The organism is Streptomyces sp. NPDC001068 (genome assembly GCF_042897315.1).
In the GTDB taxonomy this organism is placed as follows: Bacteria; Actinomycetota; Actinomycetes; order Streptomycetales; family Streptomycetaceae; genus Streptomyces.
On the sequence record NZ_JBIAYD010000005.1, the window covers coordinates 1 to 23,549 of the forward strand.

Sequence of the window (23,549 nt, forward strand, 5' to 3'; positions counted from 1 at the left end):
CAGGATCCGCACGGTCTCGGCGGTCAGGCCGGCCATGTCGGTGTCGAAGGCGATCGGGTAGATGTCCTGGTACTTCTTGGGCGGGTTCTCGGCGTGGGCGATGGTGCCGTCGGGCCGGTGGTGGAACCACTCGGGGTGTTTCTCCACCCAGGGATGGTCCGGGGAGCACTGCAGGGCGAAGTCCAGGGCGATCTCCAGGCCGTGGCGGGCGGCCTCCTCCACGAACCAGCGGAAGTCCTCCAGGGTTCCGAGGCCGGGGTGGACGGCGTCGTGGCCGCCCTCGGGGGAACCGATCGCCCAGGGCACGCCGACGTCGTCCACGGTGGGGGTGAGGGTGTTGTTGCGGCCCTTGCGGAAGGTGGTCCCGATGGGGTGGACCGGCGGGAGGTAGACGACGTCGAAGCCCATCGCGGCGATCTCCGGCAGCCGCCGGGCCGCGGTGCGGAACGTGCCGTGCGGCTGCTCGGGCGTCCCCTCCGAACGCGGGAAGAACTCGTACCACGACCCGTACAGGGCCCGTTCCCGCTCCACCAGCAACGGCAACGGCTCCGAACAGGTCACCAACTCCCGCAACGGATACCGCGCCAGGATCTCGTCCACCTCCGGAGCCAGCGCGCTCGCCAGCCGGGTGTGCAGGGGGAGGCTGTCGTCGCCCAGGGCGCGGGCAGCCGCCGCGACCCGCTCGCGCTCCGGTCCCGCCGGCATCCGGGCGGCCGCCCGCGCGTAGAGCTCGGTGCCCTCCTCCAGGACCAGACCCGTGTCGATGCCCGCCGGGATCTTCACCCGCGCGTGCCGCCGCCAGGTGGTGAGCGGGGCGCTCCACGCCTCCACGTGATACGTCCAGCGGCCGGTCGCGTCGGGGGTGACCTCGGCGCCCCAGTGGTCGGTGCCGGGGACCAGCTCCCGCATCGGGGTCCAGGGACCGGGACGGCCCTCGGGGTCGCACAGGACCACGTTGGCGCCGACGGCGTCGTGACCCTCGCGGAAGACGGTGGCGGTGACCGGGAAGGTCTCACCGGGGACCGCCTTCGCCGGACGCCCGCCGCCGTCCACGGCCGGTCGTACGTCACGTACCGGGATCCTGCCGATGGCCTCTGTCGCCTTCATGGGTCTCACCTCCGTCGTGCGCGGAGCCGGGCCCGGGGCCCGGCTCCGCGGTCCGTAGTGCGCGGGAGGACGTGGTGTCCTCCCGCGGGGGTCCGCCTGCGGATCACTGCCGCGCGGAGCTCCGGTCCGAGGGCGGGCTCCGCCGGACCTTCCCGCTCAGCTGGGCCCGCCCGCCCTGGTCCCGCAGATAGGTGACGAGGCTGGTGCGCAGGTAGCGCTCGGCCGCGTCCACCGCCTCCCGGGCGCACCGCTTGCCCATCAGCACACACAGCGTGTAGCCCGAGTCCTCGAAGGTGGACCGCACCTCGCGGTCGTGCGGCGAGGCGAGCATGACGCGCTCCCACGCCCGGTAGCGCCGCAGCTGCCGGGCCACCTCGGCCTTCGCGGGTAGCAGCATGGCCGTGTCTTTCCTTCCGACGCTCTCGAGTGGGCACGTGTCCCCGACGGTCGGGGAGCGTCCGGGCACGGAAGGGCACGGAGCCGTTACGGCGAATCGAGGCTTTCACTCATGGTGCACGGATGACTGCGGAGCGTCTTGTTGGAGCTTCAACAACCTCATGCGTCTCTCAGGTTGCACGAATGGCGTAGCGACCGCACTGTGGGAAGTGACTCAGAAGCGATGAGTGCTCACGCTACGCGTCCGGAACGGATTTCCGGACGGGTGTGGGGAGCGGGAGCCGCGCCGGGTGAGGAGCAAGCGACAATGAAGACCGCAGTGCCCTGCTACTACCACCTCGACGTGGAGGTCAGCCCGGAACGGGTGGGACAGGTCAGCCGCATCCTGGCCGCCCATCTGCGCTACTGGGACCTCGACAACCTCGTGGATCCAGTCTGCCACGGTGCCGAACTGCTGCTGACCGCCATCGACCAGCATGCGACGGACAAGCACACGTCCATCGAGATGTGGTGGAACGGGCAGCACCTCATCACCGCGATCGGCGACGACGACCGTGACCTGCGCCCCGACCAGGACCTGCGTTCCTGTCTGGCGCACCTGGCGGCCACCAGCGACGGCTGGGGGTGCTGTGCCCCGGAGACCGGCAGCAAGATCATCTGGTTCTCGCAGCGAGCCCGGTCCGGTGAGCGCGTCCCGCTGGTCAAGACCGCGCCGTCGCCCAGCCTGCGCCGCACGCTCCGGGTGCCGCGCGCCATCCCCGTCCCCCAGTTGGCCGCCTCCGCCGGGGGCGTTCCGGTAGGCGCCCGGTGACGGCTCGGAAGTCCCGGAAGGGGGTGCCCGTGTGGAGCGGGCACCCCTATCCGCTGGGCGCCTCCTTCGACGGGCAGGGCACCAACTTCGCGCTGTTCAGCGAGGTGGCGGAGCGGGTCGAGCTGGTCCTGGTGAACGACACCGGGACCCTGCGGCCGGTGCCGCTGACCGAGGTCGACGGTTTCGTCTGGCACGCCTACCTGCCGGGCGTCGGCCCGGGGCAGCGCTACGGCTACCGGGTGACAGGTCCCTGGGACCCGTCGGTCGGACACCGGTGCAATCCGGCGAAGCTGCTCCTGGACCCGTACGCCCGCGCGGTCGACGGCCAGATCGACAACCACGCGTCGCTGTACGAACGCACACCGGGCGGGCCGTCCCCCGCCGACAGCGCCGGCCACTCGATGCTCGGCGTGGTCACCGACCCCTACTTCGACTGGGGCGACGACCGCCCGCCCCAGCGGTCCTACTCGGACTCGGTGATCTACGAGGCCCATGTCCGCGGCCTCACCCGCACCCATCCGGACGTACCCGAACGGCTCCGGGGCAGTTACGCCGGCCTCGCACACCCCGCGGTCGTCGAGCACCTGGTCTCGCTCGGTGTCACGGCGGTGGAGCTGATGCCGGTCCACCAGTTCGTGCAGGACGGGGTGCTGCAGGACCGCGGACTGGCCAACTACTGGGGCTACAACACCATCGGCTACTTCGCCCCGCACAACGCCTACGGCGCCTTCGGCAGCCGGGGCCAGCAGGTCAACGAGTTCAAGGCGATGGTCAAGGCGCTGCACGCGGCCGGCCTCGAAGTGATCCTCGACGTGGTCTACAACCACACCGCCGAGGGCAACGAGATGGGTCCCACGCTGTCCTTCCGGGGCATCGACAACGCCTCCTACTACCGGCTGGTGGACGGCGACTGGGCGCACTACTACGACACCACCGGCACCGGCAACAGCCTGCTGATGCGGCACCCTTACGTCCTCCAGCTGATCATGGACTCGCTGCGGTACTGGGTCACCGAGATGCACGTCGACGGCTTCCGCTTCGACCTCGCGGCCACGCTGGCCCGGCAGTTCCACGAGGTGGACCGGCTCTCCGCGTTCTTCGACCTGATCCAGCAGGACCCGGTGATCAGCAGGGTCAAGCTCATCGCCGAACCCTGGGACGTGGGCGAGGGCGGCTACCAGGTCGGCAACTTCCCGCCGCTGTGGTCGGAGTGGAACGGCAAGTACCGTGACGCCGTACGGGACTTCTGGCGGGCCGAGCCGGGCTCGCTCGGCGAGTTCGCCTCCCGGCTCACCGGCTCCTCCGACCTCTACCAGCACCGGGGCCGCCGGCCGCGCGCGAGCGTCAACTTCGTCACCGCGCACGACGGATTCACCCTGCGCGACCTGGTGTCGTACAACGACAAGCACAACCAGGCCAACGGCGAGCACGACCGGGACGGCGAGAGCCACAACCGGTCCTGGAACTGCGGCGCCGAGGGCGACACCAAGGATCCGGCCGTCCTCGAACTCCGGGCCCGCCAGCAGCGGAACTTCCTCGCCACCCTGCTGCTCTCCCAGGGCATCCCGATGCTCAGTCACGGCGACGAACTCGGCCGCACCCAGCGCGGCAACAACAACGCCTACTGCCAGGACAACGAGGTCTCCTGGACCGACTGGGACCTCACCGGGGAACAGCGGGCGCTCAGCGAGTTCACCCGTTACGTCATCGGGCTGCGGGCCGCCCATCCCGTGCTGCGCCGGCGACGCTTCTTCCGCGGCGAGACCGCCGTCCACCCCGGACAGCCGCTGCCCGACCTGGTCTGGCTGCTGCCGGACGCCCGCGAGATGACCGACCGGGACTGGCAGCGTCCCGACGCGCACTCGGTCGGTGTCTTCCTCAACGGCGACGCCATCGCCGAACGCGACCCCTACGGCAGGCGCCTGGTGGACGACTCGTTCCTGCTGCTCCTCAACAGCTTCTGGGAACCGGTCGACTTCCGGCTGCCCGACGACTCCTACGGCGAGCGCTGGACGGCCCTCGTCGACACCGCGGAGCCCGACGGCATCCCCGACGAACGCGAGCACAAGGCGGGGGCCAGGCTGCGTGCCGAGGCCCGCAGCCTGGTCCTGCTGTCCAGGCCCTCCCGCGGCAAGGAGTGAGGGAGCGGGCGGATCAGGGGCGCAGCGGCCGTGCGGTCACGGTGAACTGCGCCCCGTCGGGGTCGCGCAGGACGGCCTCGGTGTCCTTCTCCTGGAGGACACTGCCGCCGTGCTTCTCGGCCGCCCGGGCGCACTCGGCGACGTCGCCCACCGCGAAGTGCACCTGCCAGTGCGGCCGTACCGAGGGATCGGGCGCCGCCTCCACCGCACCGGAGTCGATCCGGGCCACCGCGTCGCCCCGGCTGCGCAGCACCACCTCGCCACCCTCGTACTCCACCTCGCAGCAGCCCTGCTTCTCCGAGGCCCAGCCCAGCACCTCGCCGTAGAAGATCGCGGAGTCGAAGGCGTTGCGGGTGTGCAGGCGGATGAAGGTGGGCGCGGCCTGCCGCCAGATCTCCCAGTTGGAGACCAGCTGGCCCTCCCAGATCCCGAAGATCGCCCCGTCCCGGTCCGCGAGCAGCGCCGCGCGGCCGGGCGGGAAGGACAGCGGGCCCACCGCCGGTGTGCCGCCGCGCTCACGAGCCCGGGCGACCGCGTCGTCCGCGTTCTGGACGGCGAAGTACGGCGTCCAGGCCACCGCCATCTGCCACATCGCGGCGACCGCCGCGATCCCCGCGACCGGCACCCCGTCCGCCAGGGCGATCCGGAAGTGGTCGCCGAGCCGGACCCCGCGCCATCGCCAGCCGAGCACGGCGCTGTAGAAATCCTCGGTCGTCCCCAGGTCCCGGCTGGTGAGGCTCACCCAGCACGGGGCGCCGAAGACCGAGTCCGTGGAGATGACCTCCCGCTGCTTCTTCACGGGTCCGGGGGCAGGCGTGTCGTTGTTCATGGCACTCGCGTCCTGGGGTCGGGGCCGGCGGGGAACCGGTCTGACACCAGTGTCCAACCGGAGGCGGCGGGGGTGCCTGCCGAGTACCCCGGTGGCACTCGGCCAGACGAGTGGTGACGATGGGGGAGTGAGCGAGAGCGAGACGGACGCGGTCCTCCATCTCCAGGAGGAGGTGGACCAGCTCAAGGAGGCGGTCGCCTCCCACGCGGTGGTGGACCAGGCGATCGGAATGGTGGTCGCGCTCGGCCGGGTCACCCCCGACGAGGGCTGGGAGGTGCTCAAGGAGGTCTCCCAGCACACCAACATCAAGCTCCGCAACGTCGCCGAGCTGATCCTCGTCTGGGGCCGTACCGGTGACATGCCCGCCGAGATCGGTGCCGAACTCGAGGACGCCCTCGACCGGTACGGCCCCACACAGATCCCCGGTGCGCCGGCCGGGTGAGACGCGGGTCCCGCGGGGACCCGTGGGGCTCAGTCCGTCTCGGCCAGCAGCTCCTCGCGCAGCCGCTCGAAGCAGGCGGTGAGCAGCCGGGACACGTGCATCTGGGAGACGCCCAGCTGCTCGGCGATCCGGCTCTGCGTCATGCCGCGGAAGAACCGCAGGTAGAGGATGAGCCGGTCGCGCTCGGGAAGGCCCTGGATGCAGGGCCCGACCGCGGTGCGGTCCACGACCAGGTCGTAGCCGGGGTCGGGGGCGCCGAGGGTGTCGCCGAGCGCGTAGCCGTCGGCACCGGCCACCTCGGCGTCCAGGGAGAGCGCCGAGAAGCAGTCCAGGGCCTCCATCCCGGTGCGCACCTCGTCCTCGGTGAGCCGGGTCCGACTCGCTATCTCGGCGACGGTGGGCGGCGCGCCCGGGGCGGCCTGGTCCAGCTCCTTGAGGGCGGCCCGGACCCGGTTGCGCAGCTCCTGCACCCTGCGCGGCACGTGCAGGGTCCACATGTGGTCGCGGAAGTGGCGCTTGATCTCGCCGGTGATCGTCGGCACGGCGTAGGCCTCGAAGGCCCGGCCACGTGCGGGGTCGTAGTGGTCGACGGCCTTGACCAGTCCGAGTGCGGCGACCTGGCAGAGGTCCTCGACGGCCTCCCCGCGCCCGCGGAACCGTACGGCGATCCGCTCGGCCATGGGCAGCCAGAGTTCGACCAGCTCGTCCCGCAGGGCCCGGCGCTCCGGCCCCTCGGGGAGTCCGGCCAGCCGGACGAAGTCCGCCGCCGTGTCGGGGGCGTCGTCGTGCGGATGGGGCTTGGCGGTGGCGATGGTGGCGGTGGTGGCACGCATGGCGCGCACCTCCCTCGACGAGTGCTGCTGGACGGGCACCGTGGGAGACGCGCGCTCGGACCCCGGGAGAACACGGGGGCGCCGACAGACTGCGGTTCCCACGCACGTGCCTCCGGTCCGAAGCACTGAGATTCGAATGCCCTGAATGGGGTGAAGCGAAACAATTAACTCGAAAGGGTGAGATTGGTCTCATTGGGTGTGGTCTCGTCCGGTGCGCCGGGATTCCGTGCCGATCCCGCGTCCACCCCCTTGACCGTTCCTTGGGTGGGATTACCTCTGTAGCAGAGATAATCTTCTGAACGTGAAATCGGAGACGTTCCCGGAAGAGCTGGCCGACGCGCTCGTCGGGATCCAGCGGCTGATCCGCCGCAGACTGCGCCGCGGACTCGCGCAGCCCCGGCTGCGCGGTGCCGAGGTGGAGCTGCTGCGCCTGGTCGGGACGCGGCCCGGGATCGGCATCTCGGACGCGGCCAAGGAGCTGTACCTGGCGGGCAACTCGGTGTCGACCCTGGTCAACCAGCTGGTCAAGGACGGCTTCCTGCTCCGTGAGACCGATCCCGCCGACCGCCGGGCAGCCCGGCTGCTGCTGACCGAGGCCGCCGAGAAACGCCTCGCCGACTGGCAGCGCCGCCGCGCGGACCTCGTCGTGAGCCATGTCTCCCGGCTCGACGAGGCCGACCGGGCGGCCCTGGAAGCCGCGCTCCCGGCACTGCGCAAACTGGCCGTCACCCTGCACGAGGAGGCCGAGGAATCATGACCCCGGACACCACCGCAGTCGCCTGCACGGGGCTCTCCTACACCTTCGGGGAGACCAGAGCCGTGGACGGGCTCGACCTCACCGTCGGCGAGGGTGAGGTCTTCGGACTGCTCGGCCCCAACGGCGCCGGCAAGACCACCGCCATCCGCTGCATCACCACCCTGCTGCCGGTCCCCGCCGGAATGGTCCGGGTCTTCGGCCACGACACCGGCCGGGAGCGGATGGCCGTACGCAGACTGCTCGGCTACGTCCCGCAGCAACTGTCCGCCGACAGCGGGCTCACCGGACGCGAGAACGTCGCCCTGTTCGCCCGGGTCTTCGACGTCTCCCGGCGCGAGCGGGCCGAGCGGGTCGCGCAGGCGCTGGAGGCCGTCGACCTCACCGACGCCGCCGACCGGCTGGCCGGCACCTACTCCGGCGGCATGGTCCGGCGCCTCGAACTGGCCCAGGCCCTGGTCAGCGCACCCCGGCTGCTGATCCTCGACGAGCCCACCATCGGCCTCGACCCGATCGCCCGCACCAGCGTCTGGGACCAGATCAACGCCGTACGCGAAGCCACCGGCATGACCGTCCTGGTCACCACCCACTACATGGACGAGGCCGACCAGCACTGCGACCGGGTCGGACTGATGCACCGGGGCCGCATCCGGGCCCTGGGCACCCCCGACGAACTCCGGCGCGGCCTCGCCGAACGCCAGGGCGGCGACACCCTGCCCACCCTCGAAGACGTCTTCCGCGACGTGGCCGGCAGCGGCCTCGACGACCAGTCAGGAGGTTTCCGCGATGTCCGAAGCACCCGCCGCACCGCGAAGCGCGTCGGCTGAGCGCACGGCAGCGGCGTCCCTGCTGCTCACACCGCCCGAGCCGCGCTCCGGCTGGCGGCTGCTGCCCGCCCGGGTCGTCGCCATGTGCGCCGTCGAGCTGCAGAAACTCCGCCACGACCGCACCGAGCTCTACACCCGGGCGATACAGCCCGCCCTGTGGCTGCTGATCTTCGGGCAGACCTTCACCCGGATCAAGGCGATACCCACCGGCGGCATCCCCTACATCGACTACCTCGCGCCCGGCATCATCGCCCAGTCCGCGATGTTCATCGCGATCTTCTACGGCATCCAGATCATCTGGGAACGCGACGCGGGCATCCTCAACAAGCTCCTCGTCACCCCCACCCCGCGCTCGGCCCTCATCACCGGCAAGGCCTTCGCGGCCGGTGTGAAGTCCCTGATCCAGGCGGTCGTGGTGATCGTCATCGCCGCGATCCTCGGGGTCTCGCTCACCTGGAACCCGCTGAAGCTGCTCGGCGTCGGACTGGCCGTCGTCCTCGCCTCCGCGTTCTTCTCCTGCCTGTCGATGAGCATCGCCGGCATCGTCCTCAGCCGCGACCGGCTGATGGGCATCGGACAGGCGATCACCATGCCGCTCTTCTTCGGCTCCAACGCCCTCTACCCGGTGGCGATCATGCCGGGCTGGCTCCAGGTGGTCAGCAAGATCAACCCGCTGAGTTACCAGGTCGACGCCCTGCGCGGGCTGCTGCTCGGCACGCCCTCGCACCTCGGCCTCGACTTCGCCGTGCTGGCGGTGGCGGCCGCCCTCGGCATCACCGCCGCGTCCTCGCTGCTGGGCCGCCTGGCCCGCTGATCTGCGGGGCGTCCGGCCCGCTGATCTTGGCGCGGGCGGCACCCCGACGTGATGTGCGGCACGCGCCGTTGTCCCGCCCCGCGGTCCCGGGGCGGGATAACCGCTGCGCAACGCTTGATCAGCGATCAAAGCGGGTGAATCCCCTGGCCACAGTGCATTCCGCTCATTTGACAGTGCGCTGAGCGCACAGATAAACAGCGTGGGTCGAGAGGGGCACTGTGTACGAGCCGAACGTGGTCGGGGACTGGCACGAGTACGACGAACATGCCGGTCTGCGGGTCCGCGTCCACCGCCTGGAGGAGGCCGAGCCGCCGCGCGGACGGGACGACGCCGCGGCCGGGCTGACGTACTTCAGTGTCCGGGTGACCGTCGAGAACCGCGGGTCCCGCCACCTCGGCGTCCAGCTCGAGGACGGTCAGATCGACGTGCGGGTGGGCCCCGACGGGGAGGGCGCGGTCATCGACTGGCGCAGCTCCCAGTTCATCGAGGGCTTCGACGTCTACCCGCTGCGCCGGGCCACCGCCGTGCTCTTCGCCGCCGGCCCCGAGGCGGCCCTCACCCAGGTGGACATCCAGATCCAGCTGCGGGTGGACGAGGACTGGACCGAACGGCGGCTGTGGGCGGGTGGCATCGGCGTGCTGGAGTCGACCGCCGCCACGGCGTGCCAGAGTGCCGCACCGGGCAGCCTGGCCCACCAGGTGAGCGCCTTCCTCAAGGACCAGACGGAGCCCGGTTCGCCCGCCTGACGCGGTGGCCTTCCCGCCCGACCCGGTGCGGGAAGGCCCGGTTCAGCGCGGGACGGCCCGGTTCAGTGCGGGATGCCGTCGATGAGTTCGCGGGCGCCCTGCCGCAGCAGCGCCACGGCGACCGAGGTGCCGAGCGTCGCCGGGTCGAGCCGGCCGGCCCATTCGTGGGCGTTCAGCCGGGTCTTGCCGTCCGGGGTGAACACGCAGGCCCGCAGCGACAGTTCACCGCCGCCGTCGACCCGGGCGTACCCGGCGATGGGGCTGTTGCAGTGCCCCTGCAGGACGTGCAGGAACATCCGCTCGGCGGTGGCCTCCCGGTAGGTGTCCGGATGACCGAGGCCGCTCACCGCGTCGATCAGCTCGGTGTCGTCCTCCCGGCACTGCAGCGCGAGGATGCCCGCGCCGATGGGCGGCATCATCGTCTCCGGGTCGAGGACCTCGGTGATCACGTCCCCGCGGTCGATCCGCTCCAGACCCGACACCGCGAGCAGCAGGGCGTCGGCGTCCCCGGCGGCGAGCTTCTCCAGCCGCCGGTTGGCGTTGCCGCGGAACGGCACGCACTCCAGATGCGGATGGGTGGCGGCCAACTGGGCGATCCGGCGGACCGCGGAGGTGCCGATCCGGGTGCCCGGCGGCAGCTCGTCCAGGGTCAGACCGCCCGGGTGGACCAGGGCGTCGCGGATGTCGTCACGCTCGAGGAACGCCGCGAACACCGTCCCGGCGGGCAACGGCCGGTCCGCCGGCACGTCCTTCACGCAGTGCACGGCGAGATCCGCCGCACCGGCCAGCAGCGCGGCGTCCACCTCCTTGGTGAACGCCCCCTTGCCCTCCACCAGGGAGAGATCGCCCAGCCACTTGTCGCCGGTCGTCTTCACCGGTACGACCTCGGTGCGCACCTGCGGATGGAGAGCGGCCAACTCGGCCCGGACGCGGGCCACCTGAGCGAGCGCCATCGGAGAGTCGCGGGAGACGATTCGGATCAACTCTGGCACGGACATGGGGACACGATAGACCCCCGTGCCGGCCGGGGATTCCGACACCGTGTCGGCCGTCGGAGGGGCTCCGGTGCGCGCGGGTGCGGACGGGCGTCAGTGGCCGGTGAAGACGGCGTCGCGGCGTTCGACGAAGGATTTCACGCCTTCGGCCGCGTCGGCGGAGGTCATCAGCCGGGCGAGGTCGGGCTCGAACCGGGCGACGGCCGCGGCGTCCCCCTGTTCGCGGGCCTGATGGGCCGAGGCCAGGGCGGCCCGGACGCCGAGCGGGGCCGCGCGTTCACTGATGACGCGGGCGAGCTGCCCGGCCCGGTCGATCGCCGCCGGTCCGTCGGGAAGGACCTCCTGGACCAGACCCATGCGGTGCGCCTCGGCGGCGCCGAACTCCTCGCCGGTCAGGATCCAGCGCATGGCGTTGCCCCAGCCCGCCTCCCGGGGGAAGCGGAAGGTGGCTCCGCCGAAGGGATAGATGCCGCGGCGGACCTCCAGCTGGCTGAAGCGGCAGTCCTCGGCGGCCACGCGGATGTCCGCGGCCAGCAGCAGTTCGATGCCCGCCGTGAGCACCCAGCCCTGCGCCGCCGCCACCAGGGGAGTGGACCAGGTGCCGTCCCGTCGCCACGGATCACGCCCGCCCTCCGGGACCTCGAAGCCGCCCGAGGCGAGGTCGTCCCCGACGTCCCGCATGTCCAGTCCGCTGGTGAAGTGGTCGCCGTGCGCGAACAGCACCCCGCACCAGATGTCGTCGTCCGACTCCAGCAGTCCGTAGGCCGCCGACAGCTCGCCGATCATCCCTCTGGTGAACGAGTTGCGTTTGGCCGGGCGGTTCAGGCCGATCAGCAGCACGTGACCGTCCCGCTCGACGGTGACGGTGGGGGCGGTTTCCGATGAGGTGTCCATGGGTTCCTCCGATGCGGTGCGGGGTGGCTGTGCACGGCGCTCGCGCCCGTCAGGGAGGCGGACGCGCCTCCCGGGACCGGGCGGGACCGCCGAGCGCGGCGATCCACTCCTTCGGCCAGGGCGTGCTCCTGGCGCCGGCGCGGTGGTCACGGTCGCTGTGCACGGTGACGTACCGGCCGTGCGCGGCCCGCCGCCGTGGCCGGCCGCGGAACTCCTCACCCCACACCTCGAAGGTGAAGGTCATCGAGGTGGTGCCGATCCGGGCCAGTTCGACGACCGTGCACACGCCCTGGCCGAAGAAGAGCGGCGACTCGAAGTCGACCTCGTAGTGGACGCGCGGTGCGACCGGGAAGTACCCGGGCAGACCGGCCTCGTCCATGAGGGAGGCCTCCGCGGCCTCCACGAATCGGACGACCGTGCTGTTGTGGTAGATGCCTCCCGCGTCCGTGTCCATCCACTCCACGCGCGTGCGGTGGACGCCGGACGGGTTCCGGGACCGGAACGGGGTGGGCACGTGGGATTCCCCCTGACGGTCGTGCCGGCCACGGGTCCGGGCCGGGCCTCGGGGACCGGGACGTCCACCCGTGAAGAGTGGGCGGTGGAGCCGCCGGTCCCGCCATTTCAGTGTGACCGCACTCGGCGCGCCTATCCTGTCGGCCGGGGGACGTGGACCGGCGGATCGACCGGCAGCCGGGGCAGGAAGTCGTGCCGGACCAGACCGACGACGGTACGGGCCGCGAGCGCGGCGAACGCCAGGGTGGCGATCGCCAGCACCAGGTAGGTCAGGGCCTTCTGCCCGCGGACGTGCTCGACGGCCAGCCAGTGCACGCCGTTGGTGAAGGCCGCGGCGTAGGAGAAGGCGAACGCCCAGTGGCCGGGACCGAAGGGCACCCGCCGGTAGGTACCCGCCAGTCCGATCTGCACCAGCACCATGAGGACCGCGTATCCGGCGAGAAGCGCGGCGACGAGATCGAGCCGGCCGCCGTTGACGGCGAACCACGCGTTTCCCGCCACCACCGGCGGGGCGAGTTCGATGGCCATGGTCGGCAGCAGGGCGGGAGGCAGCGCCGGCTGGGTGAAGAGCCGCAGCAGGAGGATCGAACCGAGGACGAACCAGCAGATCAGCCCGTAGCCCAGCATGACGTGCGACAGCGTGGTCCATCCCAGGACGGCGCTGCAGGCGGCGGCGATCAGGCCGCCCGCGACCGTGGGCAGGAAGTATCCGGGATGCCACTGCGCGAGCTCGGTGTCGGAGCGGATCCACAGGCTCGTGAGCCAGCCGCCGAGCAGGACGGTGAGCACCAGGGCGACCGCGTAGACGATCTCACCGGCGGTACGGGCGTGCGGGGCCAGCCCGATGCCCAGCAGCATCGGCACGATCACGGCGAGCGCCGTGAACGGTCCGGTGGTCGGGTTCGGGACCTCCGAGCGCAGCCGCCCCTGGGCGATCACGTTGCGCAGATAGGCGACCAGGGTCACCAGCCAGACCACCGCCGCGAGGATCCACAGCACGTACGACGGCCAGGCCGGTGCGGCGACGGTGTCAGCGGCGGCGCTCCAGGCCTGGGCCAGGCCGGCGATCCCGAAGCCGATGCCGAAGAGGTTGGGCGCCAGCCGGTACGGAGAGGGCGTCGTCCTCGTCATGTCGCCCCACTTCCTGCGGTGTGGGATTCCCGGCTCCCGCCCACGGCCGGAGCCCGGGGTGCGGCGAACTCGTTCCATCTGACTACCGGGGCCTCGCGCACGCAACCGGATGCGGGCGGGCGGGCGCGGCCCCGCCCTTCCGGGACCGCCGCGGGTCAGCCGGTGCCGTCCGGCAGGTCCGCCGCGGACTCCGGCGGCGTGAGGTCCGGGCGCAGCCGCAGCCAGGACGGCTGGCGCAGCAGCCCGGACCGGGTCCGGGTGCTGTAGGCGACCTCGCCGACCAGCCGGGGCAGCACCCAGTGGGCACCCTGGACCGGCGGGGCCGGTTCGAAGGGGCACACGTCGGTCGCGGCGACCCGGAGCAGCGCCGCCAGTTCGGTCCGTTCCGCCTCGCTCCAGCCGGTGCCCACCCCGCCGACGTACCGCAGCGTTCCGCCGGCGGACCGCTGGCCGACCAGCACCGCGCCCGGCAGCCCGGTCAGCCGTCCCCTGCCCGGCAGCCAGCCACCGACGATCACGTCCTCCGCGCGCAGGTTCCGGATCTTGATCCAGGCACGGGACCGCACCCCCGGCTCGTAGACGGAGTCCAGCCGTTTGCAGACCAGGCCTTCCAGCCCGTACTCCCTGGTGGCCCGCAGCGCCTGCGCGCCGTGCCCGACGAGAGCCCCGGGCGTCGACCAGTGGGGCCCGTCGAGTCCGAGCGACTCCAGCCGGGACCGCCGCTGCGCGTAGGGGAGCCTCACCAGGGGGTGGCCCTCCAGGTGCAGTACGTCGAACAGCACCAGGTGGACCGGGACGCGGGCCGCCATCCGGGCCGCCCGGGCCGGGGCGTGGGCCAGGCCCATCCGGCTCTGCAGCGACTGGAAGTCGGCGCGCCCGCTCTCGTCGAGGGCCAGTACCTCGCCGTCGAGGATCGCGGGGGTCCGGCCCAGCGCCGCGCCCAGTGGGCTCAGTTCGGGGTACGCGGCGGTGATGTCCTCGCCGGACCGGGCGCGCACCAGCAGACCGCCGTCGCCGGGCAGGTAGACGACGGCCCGCTGGCCGTCCTGTTTGGTCTCGTACGCCCACTGGGTGTCCTGTGCGGCGGGCGGCAGCCCGCCGGGCGTGGCGAGCATGGGCGGGATCAGCGGCAGGGCGGCGGTCGCGGCGGTCACGGCAGAAGGTGTGGACCGGGTACGGCCGCGGCACGCGTGCCGCCGCGCCGGTTCCCCCGAACAGCCTCCAGGGGCGGTCGGTGCGCGGACCAGGCCCGCACGGCGCGTCCGGCGCGGTGCCGGTGGAGCGGGCCGCTCGCACGACGCGGCCCGCTCGGATCGCTCGGTGCACCGGATCGCTCGGTGCACCGGCTCGCTCAGTGCACCGGCTCGGCGGCCGGCTCGGCCGGGGCGGCGGCGGGCCGCGCGTCCGCGGGCGGGCGGCCGGGCAGGAAGGAGGCCAGCACGAGGGCCAGCACCGCGGCGCCCGCACCGACCGCCATGACGGACTTGAACGCGTTCTCGGAGGGGAGGGCCAGGCCGCCGAGGCTGGTGGTCATGTGCGCCAGGATCACTCCGGCGACGGCGCTGGCCACCGACGTGCCGATGGACCGCATCAGCGTGTTGAGGCTGTTGGCGGCGGCCGTCTCCGACGCCGGGACGGCACCCATGATCAGGGCCGGCATCGCGCCGTACGCGAAGCCGACACCGGCCCCGATGACGCAGGAGACCAGGACCAGGTGCCAGACCTGCGACATCAGCAGGATGTTCAGGCCGTAGCCCGCGGCGACGATCACCGCGCCGATCATCAGCGTGATCTTCGGGCCCTTCGCCCGGGTGACGGCGGCCGAGACCGGGGCGAAGGCCATCATGACCAGACCCTGCGGAGCCATCACCAGGCCGACGGTCATCATCGACCTGCCGAGGCCGTAGCCGGTCTGGGTCGGCAGCTGGAGCAGCTGCGGCAGCACCAGGGACATCGCGAACATCGAGAAGCCGAACGCGATCGAGGCGAGGTTGGTGAACAGCACCTGACGGCGGGCCGTGGTGCGCAGGTCCACCAGCGGCCGGGCGGTGCGCAGTTCGAACAGGCCCCACGCGGTCAGCACCACGACCGCCAGCGCGAACAGGCCGAGCGTGGTGCCGCTCGCCCAGCCCCAGTCGGCGCCCTTGGAGACGGCGAGCAGCAGCGAGACCAGACCGACCGCGAGGCCGGCGGCGCCCACCGCGTCGAAGCGGCCGCCCGAGCGCACGCTGGACTCCGGGACGAGCAGCACGACCAGCGCGAGGGCGACGACGCCGAGGGCGGCGGAGGTCCAGAACAGCACGTGCCAGTCGAAGTGGTCGGCGATGAAGGCCGCGGCCGGCAGGCCCAGCGCGCCGCCGACGCCGAGCGAGGCACTCATCAGCGCCGTCGAGCCGGCGAGGCGCTCCGGGGGCAGTTCGTCGCGCATGATGCTGATGCCCAGCGGCACCACGGACGCGGCGAGTCCCTGCAGGGCACGACCGACGATCATCGGGACGAGGGTGTCGCTCAGCGCGGCCACCACCGAACCGGTCACCAGCAGCGCCAGGCTGACCAGCAGCATGAGCCGCTTGCCGAACATGTCGCCGAGACGGCCGGCCACCGGGGTGGCCACGGCGGCGGCCAGCAGGGTCGCGGTCACCGCCCAGGCCGCGTCGGACGCGGAGGCGTGGAGGAACGCGGGCAGCTCCGGGACGATCGGGATCACCAGGGTCTGCATCAGCGAGACGGTGATGCCGGCCAGGGCCAGCACCGCCACCACGGCGTTGGGCCGGGGGTCCGCGGGTCTCACGGGCCCGGTGGGCCGGACAGGGGCTTCGGACATGAAGGGAGCCTCCGGGGGCTGAACAACGAAATTCTTAAGTCAGTCGCTTGACTTACACTACCGGTGCGGGCGGAAGGCGGCACGTGCCGCCGCCGCGTACGCTTTTCCGGCTGGACCTCGCCGCACCGGGTGAGGTCCCGGCGCGGCTCGCGGGACCGGCCGCCCCGGGTGGTGCGCGGTCCCGGAGCGGCGGTGGGCATGGCGGGCAGGACGGCGCGGGGCGAGCAGGCCGGCGCGACACGGGAGGCCATCCTGGACACGGCGGAACGGCTCTTCGCCGAACAGGGCGTGTACGCCGTGTCCAACCGCCAGGTCAGTGAGGCCGCCGGCCAGGGCAACAACGCCGCCGTCGGCTACCACTTCGGCACCAAGGCCGACCTGGTCCGCGCGATCGCCGCCCGGCACTTCGACCGGATCGAGGAGAACCGGGTCCGCCTGCTGGCGGCCGTCGACGGCCGCGACGACGTCCGCGAGCGGGTGGACTGCCTGGTGCGGCCGATCACCGAACACCTCGCGAGCCTGGGCAGTCCCACCTGGTACGCCCGTTTCTGCGCGCAGGTGGCGACCGATCCGGCCCTCTACGAGATCATGGTCGAGGAGTCCCTGACCTCGCCCTCGCTGCGTGAGGCCGTCGCCGGGCTCAACCGGTGCCTGCCCGAACTGCCCGCCGAAGTCCGCGCCGAACGCGGCCAGATGGCGCGGACGTTGATCCTGCACACCTGCGCCGAGCGCGAGCGCGCCCTCGCCGAGGGCACCGACACCCCCCGTGCCACCTGGAGCGACGCGGCCACCGGGCTCACCGACGCGCTCCTCGGCCTGTGGCTGGCGCCCGTCACCGGCACACACCGAGGGTGACCGCGGCCTTCCCCGCCGCACCCGGGGTGCTGGCCGGCCCGCAGACGCGGTGGACCCCGTCCGGCGGGGGAGAGCGCGCCGCGGACCGGCGCGGCCCCGCGCCCCCCGTGCCGAGCCTCAGCGCCCCCGTGCCGCGATGCAGACGGCGTTGGCGGTGACCACCGCCCCGATCCCCGCCCACTCCGGCACGCCCAGGCCCTGCCCCAGCACCGCCCAGCCGACCAGCGCGGCCAGGACCGGGTTGACGCTCATGAACAGGCCGAACGTCTGGGCGGGAACCGTGCGCAGCGTCAGCAGATCGGCGAGGTAGGGGACCGCCGACGACAGCACGCCGGCCGCCACCGCGCACAGCACCGCCCCGGCCGTCGGCGGATGCCGCAGACCCGTCACGACGCCGACCGGCAGGAAGGTCAGCGCCGACACGGACGCGGCCGCCGCCGGCCCCTGCGCCCCGGGTGTCCGTTGCCCCACCAGCCTGTTCAGCAGGATGTATGACGCCCAGCAGCCCGCGGCGACCAGACCCAGGCCCATCCCCGCGTAGTCCGTCGACGGCCTGGGGCGCATCAGCACCACCACCCCGGCCGCCGCCAGCACCGCGCATCCCGCGTCCAGCCGGCGACGGGACGCCGCCAGGGCGACGGTGAGCGGGCCCAGGAACTCCAGGGTCACCGCCAGGCCCAGGCCGATCCGGTCGACCGCGGTGTACAGGGTCAGGTTCATGGTGCCGAAGACGGCGGCCAGCAGCAGCACCGGCCACCACTGCCGCCAGGTGAACGCGCGGAGCCGGGGGCGGCCCACGGCCACCAGGACGATCGCGGCCACGTACTGACGTACCGCCACCACACCGAGCGGGCCGAGGACCGGGAAGGCCAGGGCGCCGATCGCCGCACCGGTCTGGTTGGACAGGCCGCTGCCCGCCATGGTGACCAGCTGGGCCGGCCGCCCCCGCCCGGTGGTGGTCCCGGCGGTGGCGGCCGCGGCCGGACGGGTCGGGCGGTCCAGGGCTCGTCGCATGACAGCAGCGTCGGGCCGGCCGGTCGATGCGCAAAATGCATGGGTCGGACGATCTATACGCTGACCGTATGCATGAGGTCGAACTGCGGCAGCTGCGCTGTCTGGTCGCCATCGTCGACGAGGGCACCTTCACCGACGCGGCGATCCGCCTGGGAGTGTCCCAGGCGGCCGTGTCCCGCACTCTCGCCGGGCTCGAACAGGCCCTGGGAGTAACGCTGTTGCGGCGCAGCTCGCGCGAGGTCACCCCCACCGCGACCGGGCTGCGGGTGGTGCGGCGGGCGCGCCGGGTGCTCGCGGACGTCGCCGACCTGGTCCAGGAGGCCGGGTCGGGACACACCCGGCTGCGGATCGGCTACGCCTGGTCCGCGGTGGGCCGGCACACCGTGGCGTTCCAGCGGAACTGGACGGCCGCGCACCCGGAGACCGATCTGCATCTCGTCCGGGTGAACACCCCCACCGCGGGACTCGGCGAAGGTACCTGCGATCTGGCCGTCGTACGGCGGCCGTTGGCCGACCGGCGGTTCGACACGGCGATCGTGGGGCTCGAGCGGCGGCTGTGCGCGCTGGCCGCCGACGATCCGCTGGCCCGCCGCCGCTCGGTACGGCTCGCCGATCTCACCGGCCGGACCGTCCTGACCGACCGGCGCACCGGCACCACCACTCCCGAGCTGTGGCCGGCCGATTCCCGTCCGGCCGTCGAGGAGACGCGCTCCGTGGACGACTGGCTGACCGAGATCGCCGCCGGTCGCGGCGTCGGCGTGACCGCGGAGTCGACCGCCAACCAGTACCCGCGGCCCGGCATCGTCTACCGGCCGGTGCGGGACGCCGAACCGGTCGCCGTCCGGCTGGCCTGGTGGCGGGAGGATCCGCACCCGGCGCGCCAGGCGGTTCTCGAACTGCTCGGCGAGCTGTACCGCACCGGCTGAGCCCGCCGGGCGCGCACTCGCCCGGCAATACGGCAGACAAAATTGTTGACAATCTTGTCGGGCTAGATTTACGTTCGACAGGCACTCACTCAGGGAGGGCGAACGAATGCCGAAAGAAGCCCGTCCGAGCACCGGGGAGCAGGCCAAGCAGCACGCGCTCACGCTGCTGCGGCAGGCGATCCTGCACGGCGAGATGGCCCCGGCCCAGCGGCTGGTGGAGAACGAACTCGCCGAGGAGTTCGGTGTGACGCGGGCCAGCATCCGCGCGGCGCTGATCGATCTGGAGGCCCAGGGACTCGTCGAGCGGATCCGCAACCGCGGCTCGCGGGTGCGGGTGGTGACCGTGGAGGAGGCGATCGCGATCACCGAGTGCCGCATGGTCCTGGAAGGCCTGTGCGCCGGGAAGGCCGCCGTCACGGCCGACGACGACCAGCTCACCGGACTCGCGGACCTCGGGGCGGCCATGACCAAGGCCGTCGCGGACGGCGAACCGGTCACCTACTCCGAGCTGAACCACGCGCTGCACGACAGGATCCGGGAGATCTCCGGACAGCAGACCGCCGTGGCACTGCTGGAACGGCTCAACGCCCAACTGGTCCGACACCGCTTCCAGTTGGCGTTGCGGCCGGGGCGTCCGCAGCAATCCCTGAACGAGCATCTGGCGATGATCGAGGCGATCACGGCCAGGGACCCGCAGGCGGCCGAGGCGGCCGTCCGCGCCCATCTCACGAGCGTGATCGAGGCGTTGAGCGACTGAGCACGCCCGTGCGTGGTGGGCGCACACCTGTCCACCAAGGAGATTTCTGCCATGACGCACGCCAACGCGCCTTCCCCCGGTCCCGTCTCCGCTCCACCGGGGGGACCTCCGTCCCGGCCGCGTTCCACCCTGGTCGTCACCGCGCACGCCGGGGACTTCGTGTGGCGGGCGGGTGGAGCCGTCGCGCTGGCCGCGTCCCGGGGCGAGAAGGCCACCATCGCGTGTCTGACCTTCGGTGAGCGCGGCGAGTCCGCCAGGGCGTGGCGCGAGGGCAGGCGGCTGGCGGAGATCAAGGCGATGCGCCGGGAAGAGGCCGAGCGGGCCGCCGCCGCGCTCGGCGCCGACGTCCGCTTCTTCGACGCGGGCGACTACCCGTTGGCCGCCTCCGCCGAGCTGACCGACCAACTGGTCGCCGTCTACCGGGAGACGCAGCCCGACGTGGTGCTCACCCACCCCGTCGAGGACCCGTACAACGGCGACCACCCGGCCGCCAACCGGATGGCCCTCCAGGCCCGCATCCTCGCCCAGGCGATCGGCTACCCGGGCGCGGGCGACATCATCGGTGCCCCGCCGGTCTTCTACTTCGAGCCCCACCAGCCCGAGATGAGCGGCTTCCGGCCCGAGGTCCTCCTCGACATCTCCGAGGTCTGGGACACCAAGCGCAAGGCGATGGAGTGCCTCGGAGCCCAGCGGCACCTGTGGGCCTACTACACCGACCTCGCGGTGCGCCGGGGCGTCCAGCTCAGGCGGAACGCGGGACCCAACCTGGGCCTGGCGCACACCACCATGGCCGAGGCGTTCATGCGGCCGTTCCCGCAGATCGCGAAGGAGCTGGCATGAGCGGCGTGATCGTCACCGGCCCGCCCAGGGCGGAGCCGAAGGACGTGGACGCCCTCGCCGCCTTCGGTGTCGCCACCGTCGGCGAGGCGATGGGCCGGACCGGTCTGCTGGGACCCGGGATCAGGCCCGTCCAGCAGGGCGTACGGGTCGCGGGCACAGCCGTGACGGTGCTGGGCTGGCCCGGCGACAACCTCATGATCCACGCGGCCGTCGAACAGTGCGGTGAGGGCGACATCCTGGTCGTCACCACGACCTCGCCCTGTACGGACGGGCTGTTCGGCGAGTTGTTCGCCACCTCCCTCCAGCGGCGCGGGGTGCGCGGAGTCGTCCTCAACACGGGTGTCCGCGACACCCGGGAACTGCGGGACATGGGCTTCGCCGCCTGGTCCCGGGCGGTCTCCGCACAGGGCACCGTCAAGGCCACCGGCGGTTCGGTCAACGTGCCGATCGCCATCGACGGCCAGGTGATCGAGCCGGGCGACGTGGTCCTCGCCGACGACGACGGGGTCGTGGTGGTGCCCCGCGCCCGGGCCCGCGAGACGGCCGAGAGGGCGGCGGCCCGCGAGGCAAGGGAGGCCGCGACCCGCGCCGCGTTCGTCGAGGGCCGGCTCGGCCTGGACCGCTACGGACTGCGCGACACCCTCAGGCGGCTCGGCGTGGAGTACAGGACGTACGACGAGCACATGGCGTACAACCGGAGCGCGGCGCGCGACACGCCGGCGGCGCCCGACCCGAACGCGGCCGGTGGCACGCACGCGGCGCAGGCCCCGAACGCGGCCGGTGACACGCACGTGGCGCAGGCCCCGAACGCGGCCGGTGACACGCACGTGGCGCACGCCCCGCACGCCGCCGGTGGCACGCGCGCGGCCCATGACCCGCAGACCGCGCACGACCCGCACACCGGTCAACACGACCCGCACACCGGTCAAGGGGAGTCCGCCCCGTGACCGGGTACGCGGAGGTGCGCTGCATGCTGATGCGCGGTGGCACCTCCAAGGGCGCCTACTTCCTGGCCGAGGACCTGCCCGCCGACCCCGCCGTCCGCGACGACCTGCTGCTGCGGGTGATGGGCAGCCCGGACCCGCGCCAGATCGACGGCCTGGGCGGGGCGCACCCCCTCACCAGCAAGGTCGCGGTGGTCGCGGCGTCCGCCGACCCCGAGGCGGACGTCGACTACCTCTTCCTCCAGGTCGCCGTCGACCGGCCGGCGGTGACCGGCCGTCAGAACTGCGGGAACATCCTCGCCGGAGTCGGCCCGTTCGCGGTGGAACGCGGGCTGGTGGCCGCCGGTGACGAGGCCACCTCCGTACGGATCCGCATGCTCAACACCGGGCGGCTGGCCGTGGCGGGCTTCCCCACCCCCGGCGGGCGGGTCGACTTCACCGGAGACGCCGAGATCTCCGGCGTGCCCGGCCGGGCCGCCCCGGTGGTGATCGAGTTCCCGGCGGCCGCCGGCCCGCTGCTGCCCACCGGGAACGTCCGCGACACCGTCGCCGGCACCACGGTCACCTGCGTCGACAACGGCATGCCGACCGTGCTCGTGGCCGCGCGCGATCTCGCGGTCACCGGCTACGAGACCCCCGGGGACCTGGAGGAGGACGCGGCCCTCGCCGACCGGCTGCACGGGATCCGGCTCGCGGCGGGCAGGCTGATGGGCCTCGGGGACGTCGAGAGCGCCACCGTGCCCAAGCTCAGCCTGCTCGCCCCGCCCCGCGAAGGCGGCACGGTCGGTTCCCGCACCTTCATCCCGGTGCGCTGTCACACCTCGATCGGCGTCCTCGCGGCCGCGAGCGTGGCCGCGGGCATCCGGCTGCCCGGCACCGTGGGGGAGGGGATCGCCCGGCTTCCCGAGCGCGGCGACCGGATCCGCGTCGAACACCCCACCGGGTTCCTGGAGATCGACGTCCGTGTCGACCCCGGAACGGACGGCTCCGCGCCGGCCGTCCGCCGCACCGCGGTGGTCCGCACCGCCCGCAAGATCTTCGACGGCACGGTCTTCCCCCGCGCCGCGACCGTCCCCGTACCGCCCCAAGGAGGCAACGATGGCTCCGCCCCTCGGTGACATCGCCCATGTCGGCCATGCCCAGTTGTTCACCCCGGACCTGGACGCCAGCGTCGCCTTCTGCACCGACTACCTCGGGCTGACCGTCGACGGTCAGGACGGCGGCACGGTCTACCTGCGCACCTTCGACGACTACGAGCACCACAGCCTGGTCCTCACCGCCAGGGACCGGCCCGGCCTCGGCCGGCTGGCCCTGCGCACCTCCAGCGAGGAGGCGCTCGGCCGCCGCGTCCGCGCCGTCGAGGAGGCGGGTGGCACCGGCCGCTGGGTCGAGGACGAGCCGGGCCTCGGCAAGCTCTACGTCACCACCGACCCGGACGGCCACGAACACGCCCTCTACTGGGAGAGCGAGCACTACCGGGCCCCCGACGGGCTGAGGCCCGCGCTGAAGAACCAGCCGCAGGCCAAGCCGAACCGGGGCGTCGGGGTGCGGCGCCTCGACCACGTCAACTTCCTGGCGGCCGACGTACTCGCCAACGCCGAGTTCCAGGAACAGGTCCTCGGCGCCCGGCCGACCGAGCAGATACGGCTGGACACCGGGCGGATCGCGGCCCGCTGGCTGACCTTCACCGACAAGTCGTACGACGTCGTGTACACCGCCGACCGGACCGGCTCGACCGGGCGGCTGCACCACATCGCCTTCGCCACCGACACCCGCGAGGACGTGCTGCGCGCGGCCGATCTCGCCATCGACACCGGTGTGTTCATCGAGACCGGCCCCCACAAGCACGCCATCCAGCAGACGTTCTTCCTCTACGTCTACGAGCCCGGCGGCAACCGCATCGAACTCTGCAACCCGCTCACCCGGCTGGTGCTGGCGCCCGACTGGCCGCTGATCACCTGGACGGAGGCCGAGCGGGCCAAGGGGCAGGCGTGGGGCCTGAAGACCATCGAGTCCTTCCACACCCACGGGACGCCGCCGGTCCGCTGAACCGGCCCGCCGACGAGGGGGTGGGGGGGGGCGCCCCCCCCCCCCCCCCCCCCCCCCCCCCCCCCCCCCCCCCCCCCCCCCACCCACTTTTTTAAAAAAAACATAAA

General features: G+C 72.6%; 24 protein-coding genes and 1 pseudogene. 14 read left to right on the forward strand and 11 right to left on the reverse strand.

Annotation, left to right across the window (positions count from 1 at the left end):
- Together ACFY3I_RS15110 and ACFY3I_RS15115 are read right to left on the reverse strand one after the other, a co-directional pair.
- Positions 1–1,107, reverse strand: a 1,107-nt coding sequence (locus ACFY3I_RS15110) for a maltotransferase domain-containing protein (RefSeq protein WP_390860906.1), incomplete at its 3' end; no start/stop codon positions are given.
- A 103-nt stretch (positions 1,108–1,210) separates the two neighbouring features.
- The gene (locus tag ACFY3I_RS15115; protein WP_365294724.1) at positions 1,211–1,504 is read right to left on the reverse strand and encodes a DUF5133 domain-containing protein; all 294 of its coding nucleotides are present in this window, start codon (positions 1,502–1,504) and stop codon (positions 1,211–1,213) included.
- A 306-nt stretch (positions 1,505–1,810) separates the two neighbouring features.
- On the opposite strand from ACFY3I_RS15115, the gene ACFY3I_RS15120 reads away from it, so the two are divergent.
- Positions 1,811–2,314: a pep a2 gene (locus ACFY3I_RS15120; RefSeq protein ID WP_390860907.1), complete on the forward strand. Its 504-nt coding sequence runs from the start codon at positions 1,811–1,813 to the stop codon at positions 2,312–2,314.
- A gap of 23 nt (positions 2,315–2,337) precedes the next feature.
- Positions 2,338–4,455: a glycogen debranching protein GlgX gene (gene glgX, locus ACFY3I_RS15125; RefSeq protein WP_390860908.1), complete on the forward strand. Its 2,118-nt coding sequence runs from the start codon at positions 2,338–2,340 to the stop codon at positions 4,453–4,455.
- 13 nt (positions 4,456–4,468) lie between these two features.
- Here the strand turns inward: glgX and ACFY3I_RS15130 are convergent, their stop codons facing one another.
- Positions 4,469–5,284, reverse strand: a complete 816-nt coding sequence (locus tag ACFY3I_RS15130; protein ID WP_390860909.1) for a VOC family protein — start codon at positions 5,282–5,284, stop codon at positions 4,469–4,471.
- A gap of 127 nt (positions 5,285–5,411) precedes the next feature.
- Here ACFY3I_RS15130 and ACFY3I_RS15135 point away from each other — a divergent pair, with 127 nt between their 5' ends.
- A complete protein-coding gene (locus tag ACFY3I_RS15135; RefSeq protein WP_365294732.1) occupies positions 5,412–5,726 on the forward strand; it encodes an ANTAR domain-containing protein in 315 nt (104 codons plus the stop codon).
- A gap of 29 nt (positions 5,727–5,755) precedes the next feature.
- On the opposite strand, the gene ACFY3I_RS15140 is transcribed toward ACFY3I_RS15135, so the two are convergent.
- Positions 5,756–6,559, reverse strand: coding sequence for a SigB/SigF/SigG family RNA polymerase sigma factor (locus ACFY3I_RS15140; RefSeq protein WP_390860910.1), 804 nt, complete (start codon positions 6,557–6,559; stop codon positions 5,756–5,758).
- A gap of 301 nt (positions 6,560–6,860) precedes the next feature.
- Here ACFY3I_RS15140 and ACFY3I_RS15145 point away from each other — a divergent pair, with 301 nt between their 5' ends.
- The 4 genes from ACFY3I_RS15145 to ACFY3I_RS15160 all read left to right on the forward strand — a co-directional run bounded on the left by ACFY3I_RS15145 (position 6,861) and on the right by ACFY3I_RS15160 (position 9,700).
- The gene (locus ACFY3I_RS15145; protein ID WP_390860911.1) at positions 6,861–7,316 is read left to right on the forward strand and encodes a MarR family winged helix-turn-helix transcriptional regulator; all 456 of its coding nucleotides are present in this window, start codon (positions 6,861–6,863) and stop codon (positions 7,314–7,316) included.
- Positions 7,313–8,140 (forward strand): ATP-binding cassette domain-containing protein, encoded by an 828-nt coding sequence (locus tag ACFY3I_RS15150; protein WP_365294737.1) that lies wholly within the window; start codon positions 7,313–7,315, stop codon positions 8,138–8,140. Before ACFY3I_RS15145 ends, ACFY3I_RS15150 begins: the two co-directional genes overlap by 4 nt.
- On the forward strand, positions 8,100–8,954 hold the full coding sequence (locus ACFY3I_RS15155; RefSeq protein WP_365294739.1) for an ABC transporter permease: 855 nt from the start codon (positions 8,100–8,102) through the stop codon (positions 8,952–8,954). Before ACFY3I_RS15150 ends, ACFY3I_RS15155 begins: the two co-directional genes overlap by 41 nt.
- 218 nt (positions 8,955–9,172) lie before the next feature.
- A complete protein-coding gene (locus ACFY3I_RS15160; protein ID WP_390860912.1) occupies positions 9,173–9,700 on the forward strand; it encodes a hypothetical protein in 528 nt (175 codons plus the stop codon).
- A 62-nt stretch (positions 9,701–9,762) separates the two neighbouring features.
- Here ACFY3I_RS15160 and hemC read toward each other — a convergent pair whose 3' ends face one another.
- From hemC to ACFY3I_RS15190, 6 genes are all read right to left on the reverse strand, one after another.
- Entirely contained in the window at positions 9,763–10,698 is a 936-nt protein-coding gene (hemC, locus tag ACFY3I_RS15165; protein WP_390860913.1) for a hydroxymethylbilane synthase, read from the reverse strand.
- Positions 10,699–10,788: 90 nt separating this feature from the next.
- On the reverse strand, positions 10,789–11,589 hold the full coding sequence (locus tag ACFY3I_RS15170; protein ID WP_390860914.1) for a crotonase/enoyl-CoA hydratase family protein: 801 nt from the start codon (positions 11,587–11,589) through the stop codon (positions 10,789–10,791).
- 49 nt (positions 11,590–11,638) lie between these two features.
- Positions 11,639–12,103, reverse strand: a complete 465-nt coding sequence (locus ACFY3I_RS15175; protein ID WP_390860915.1) for an acyl-CoA thioesterase — start codon at positions 12,101–12,103, stop codon at positions 11,639–11,641.
- A gap of 131 nt (positions 12,104–12,234) precedes the next feature.
- Complete coding sequence (locus ACFY3I_RS15180) at positions 12,235–13,233, reverse strand: TDT family transporter (RefSeq protein WP_390860916.1); 999 nt, start codon at positions 13,231–13,233, stop codon at positions 12,235–12,237.
- 155 nt (positions 13,234–13,388) lie between these two features.
- Positions 13,389–14,348 carry an ATP-dependent DNA ligase gene (locus ACFY3I_RS15185; protein WP_390861353.1) on the reverse strand — a complete coding sequence of 320 codons (960 nt, stop codon included), beginning with the start codon at positions 14,346–14,348 and terminating at the stop codon, positions 13,389–13,391.
- A 236-nt stretch (positions 14,349–14,584) separates the two neighbouring features.
- The gene (locus ACFY3I_RS15190) at positions 14,585–16,057 is read right to left on the reverse strand and encodes an MFS transporter (protein WP_390860917.1); all 1,473 of its coding nucleotides are present in this window, start codon (positions 16,055–16,057) and stop codon (positions 14,585–14,587) included.
- A 198-nt stretch (positions 16,058–16,255) separates the two neighbouring features.
- Between ACFY3I_RS15190 and ACFY3I_RS15195 the strand changes: the two genes are divergently transcribed.
- Positions 16,256–16,912: a TetR/AcrR family transcriptional regulator gene (locus tag ACFY3I_RS15195; RefSeq protein ID WP_390860918.1), complete on the forward strand. Its 657-nt coding sequence runs from the start codon at positions 16,256–16,258 to the stop codon at positions 16,910–16,912.
- Positions 16,913–17,029: 117 nt separating this feature from the next.
- On the opposite strand, the gene ACFY3I_RS15200 is transcribed toward ACFY3I_RS15195, so the two are convergent.
- Positions 17,030–17,842, reverse strand: a complete 813-nt coding sequence (locus tag ACFY3I_RS15200) for a DMT family transporter (protein ID WP_390861354.1) — start codon at positions 17,840–17,842, stop codon at positions 17,030–17,032.
- Between the two features lie 152 nt (positions 17,843–17,994).
- On the opposite strand from ACFY3I_RS15200, the gene ACFY3I_RS15205 reads away from it, so the two are divergent.
- The 6 genes and pseudogenes from ACFY3I_RS15205 to ACFY3I_RS15230 all read left to right on the forward strand — a co-directional run bounded on the left by ACFY3I_RS15205 (position 17,995) and on the right by ACFY3I_RS15230 (position 23,442).
- Positions 17,995–18,852, forward strand: coding sequence for a LysR family transcriptional regulator (locus ACFY3I_RS15205; RefSeq protein ID WP_390860919.1), 858 nt, complete (start codon positions 17,995–17,997; stop codon positions 18,850–18,852).
- A gap of 106 nt (positions 18,853–18,958) precedes the next feature.
- On the forward strand, positions 18,959–19,609 hold the full coding sequence (locus ACFY3I_RS15210) for a GntR family transcriptional regulator (RefSeq protein WP_390860920.1): 651 nt from the start codon (positions 18,959–18,961) through the stop codon (positions 19,607–19,609).
- Between the two features lie 51 nt (positions 19,610–19,660).
- Positions 19,661–20,449 (forward strand): PIG-L deacetylase family protein, encoded by a 789-nt coding sequence (locus ACFY3I_RS15215; protein WP_390860921.1) that lies wholly within the window; start codon positions 19,661–19,663, stop codon positions 20,447–20,449.
- Positions 20,446–21,132 (forward strand): annotated as a pseudogene (locus ACFY3I_RS15220) (4-carboxy-4-hydroxy-2-oxoadipate aldolase/oxaloacetate decarboxylase); the annotation flags it as partial. The gene ACFY3I_RS15215 and the pseudogene ACFY3I_RS15220, both read left to right, overlap by 4 nt.
- A 260-nt stretch (positions 21,133–21,392) precedes the next feature.
- Positions 21,393–22,511, forward strand: a complete 1,119-nt coding sequence (locus ACFY3I_RS15225) for a 4-oxalomesaconate tautomerase (protein WP_390860922.1) — start codon at positions 21,393–21,395, stop codon at positions 22,509–22,511.
- Positions 22,492–23,442, forward strand: a complete 951-nt coding sequence (locus tag ACFY3I_RS15230; RefSeq protein WP_390860923.1) for a VOC family protein — start codon at positions 22,492–22,494, stop codon at positions 23,440–23,442. The genes ACFY3I_RS15225 and ACFY3I_RS15230 overlap by 20 nt, the downstream gene beginning before the upstream one ends.
- Positions 23,443–23,549 lie beyond the last annotated feature (107 nt).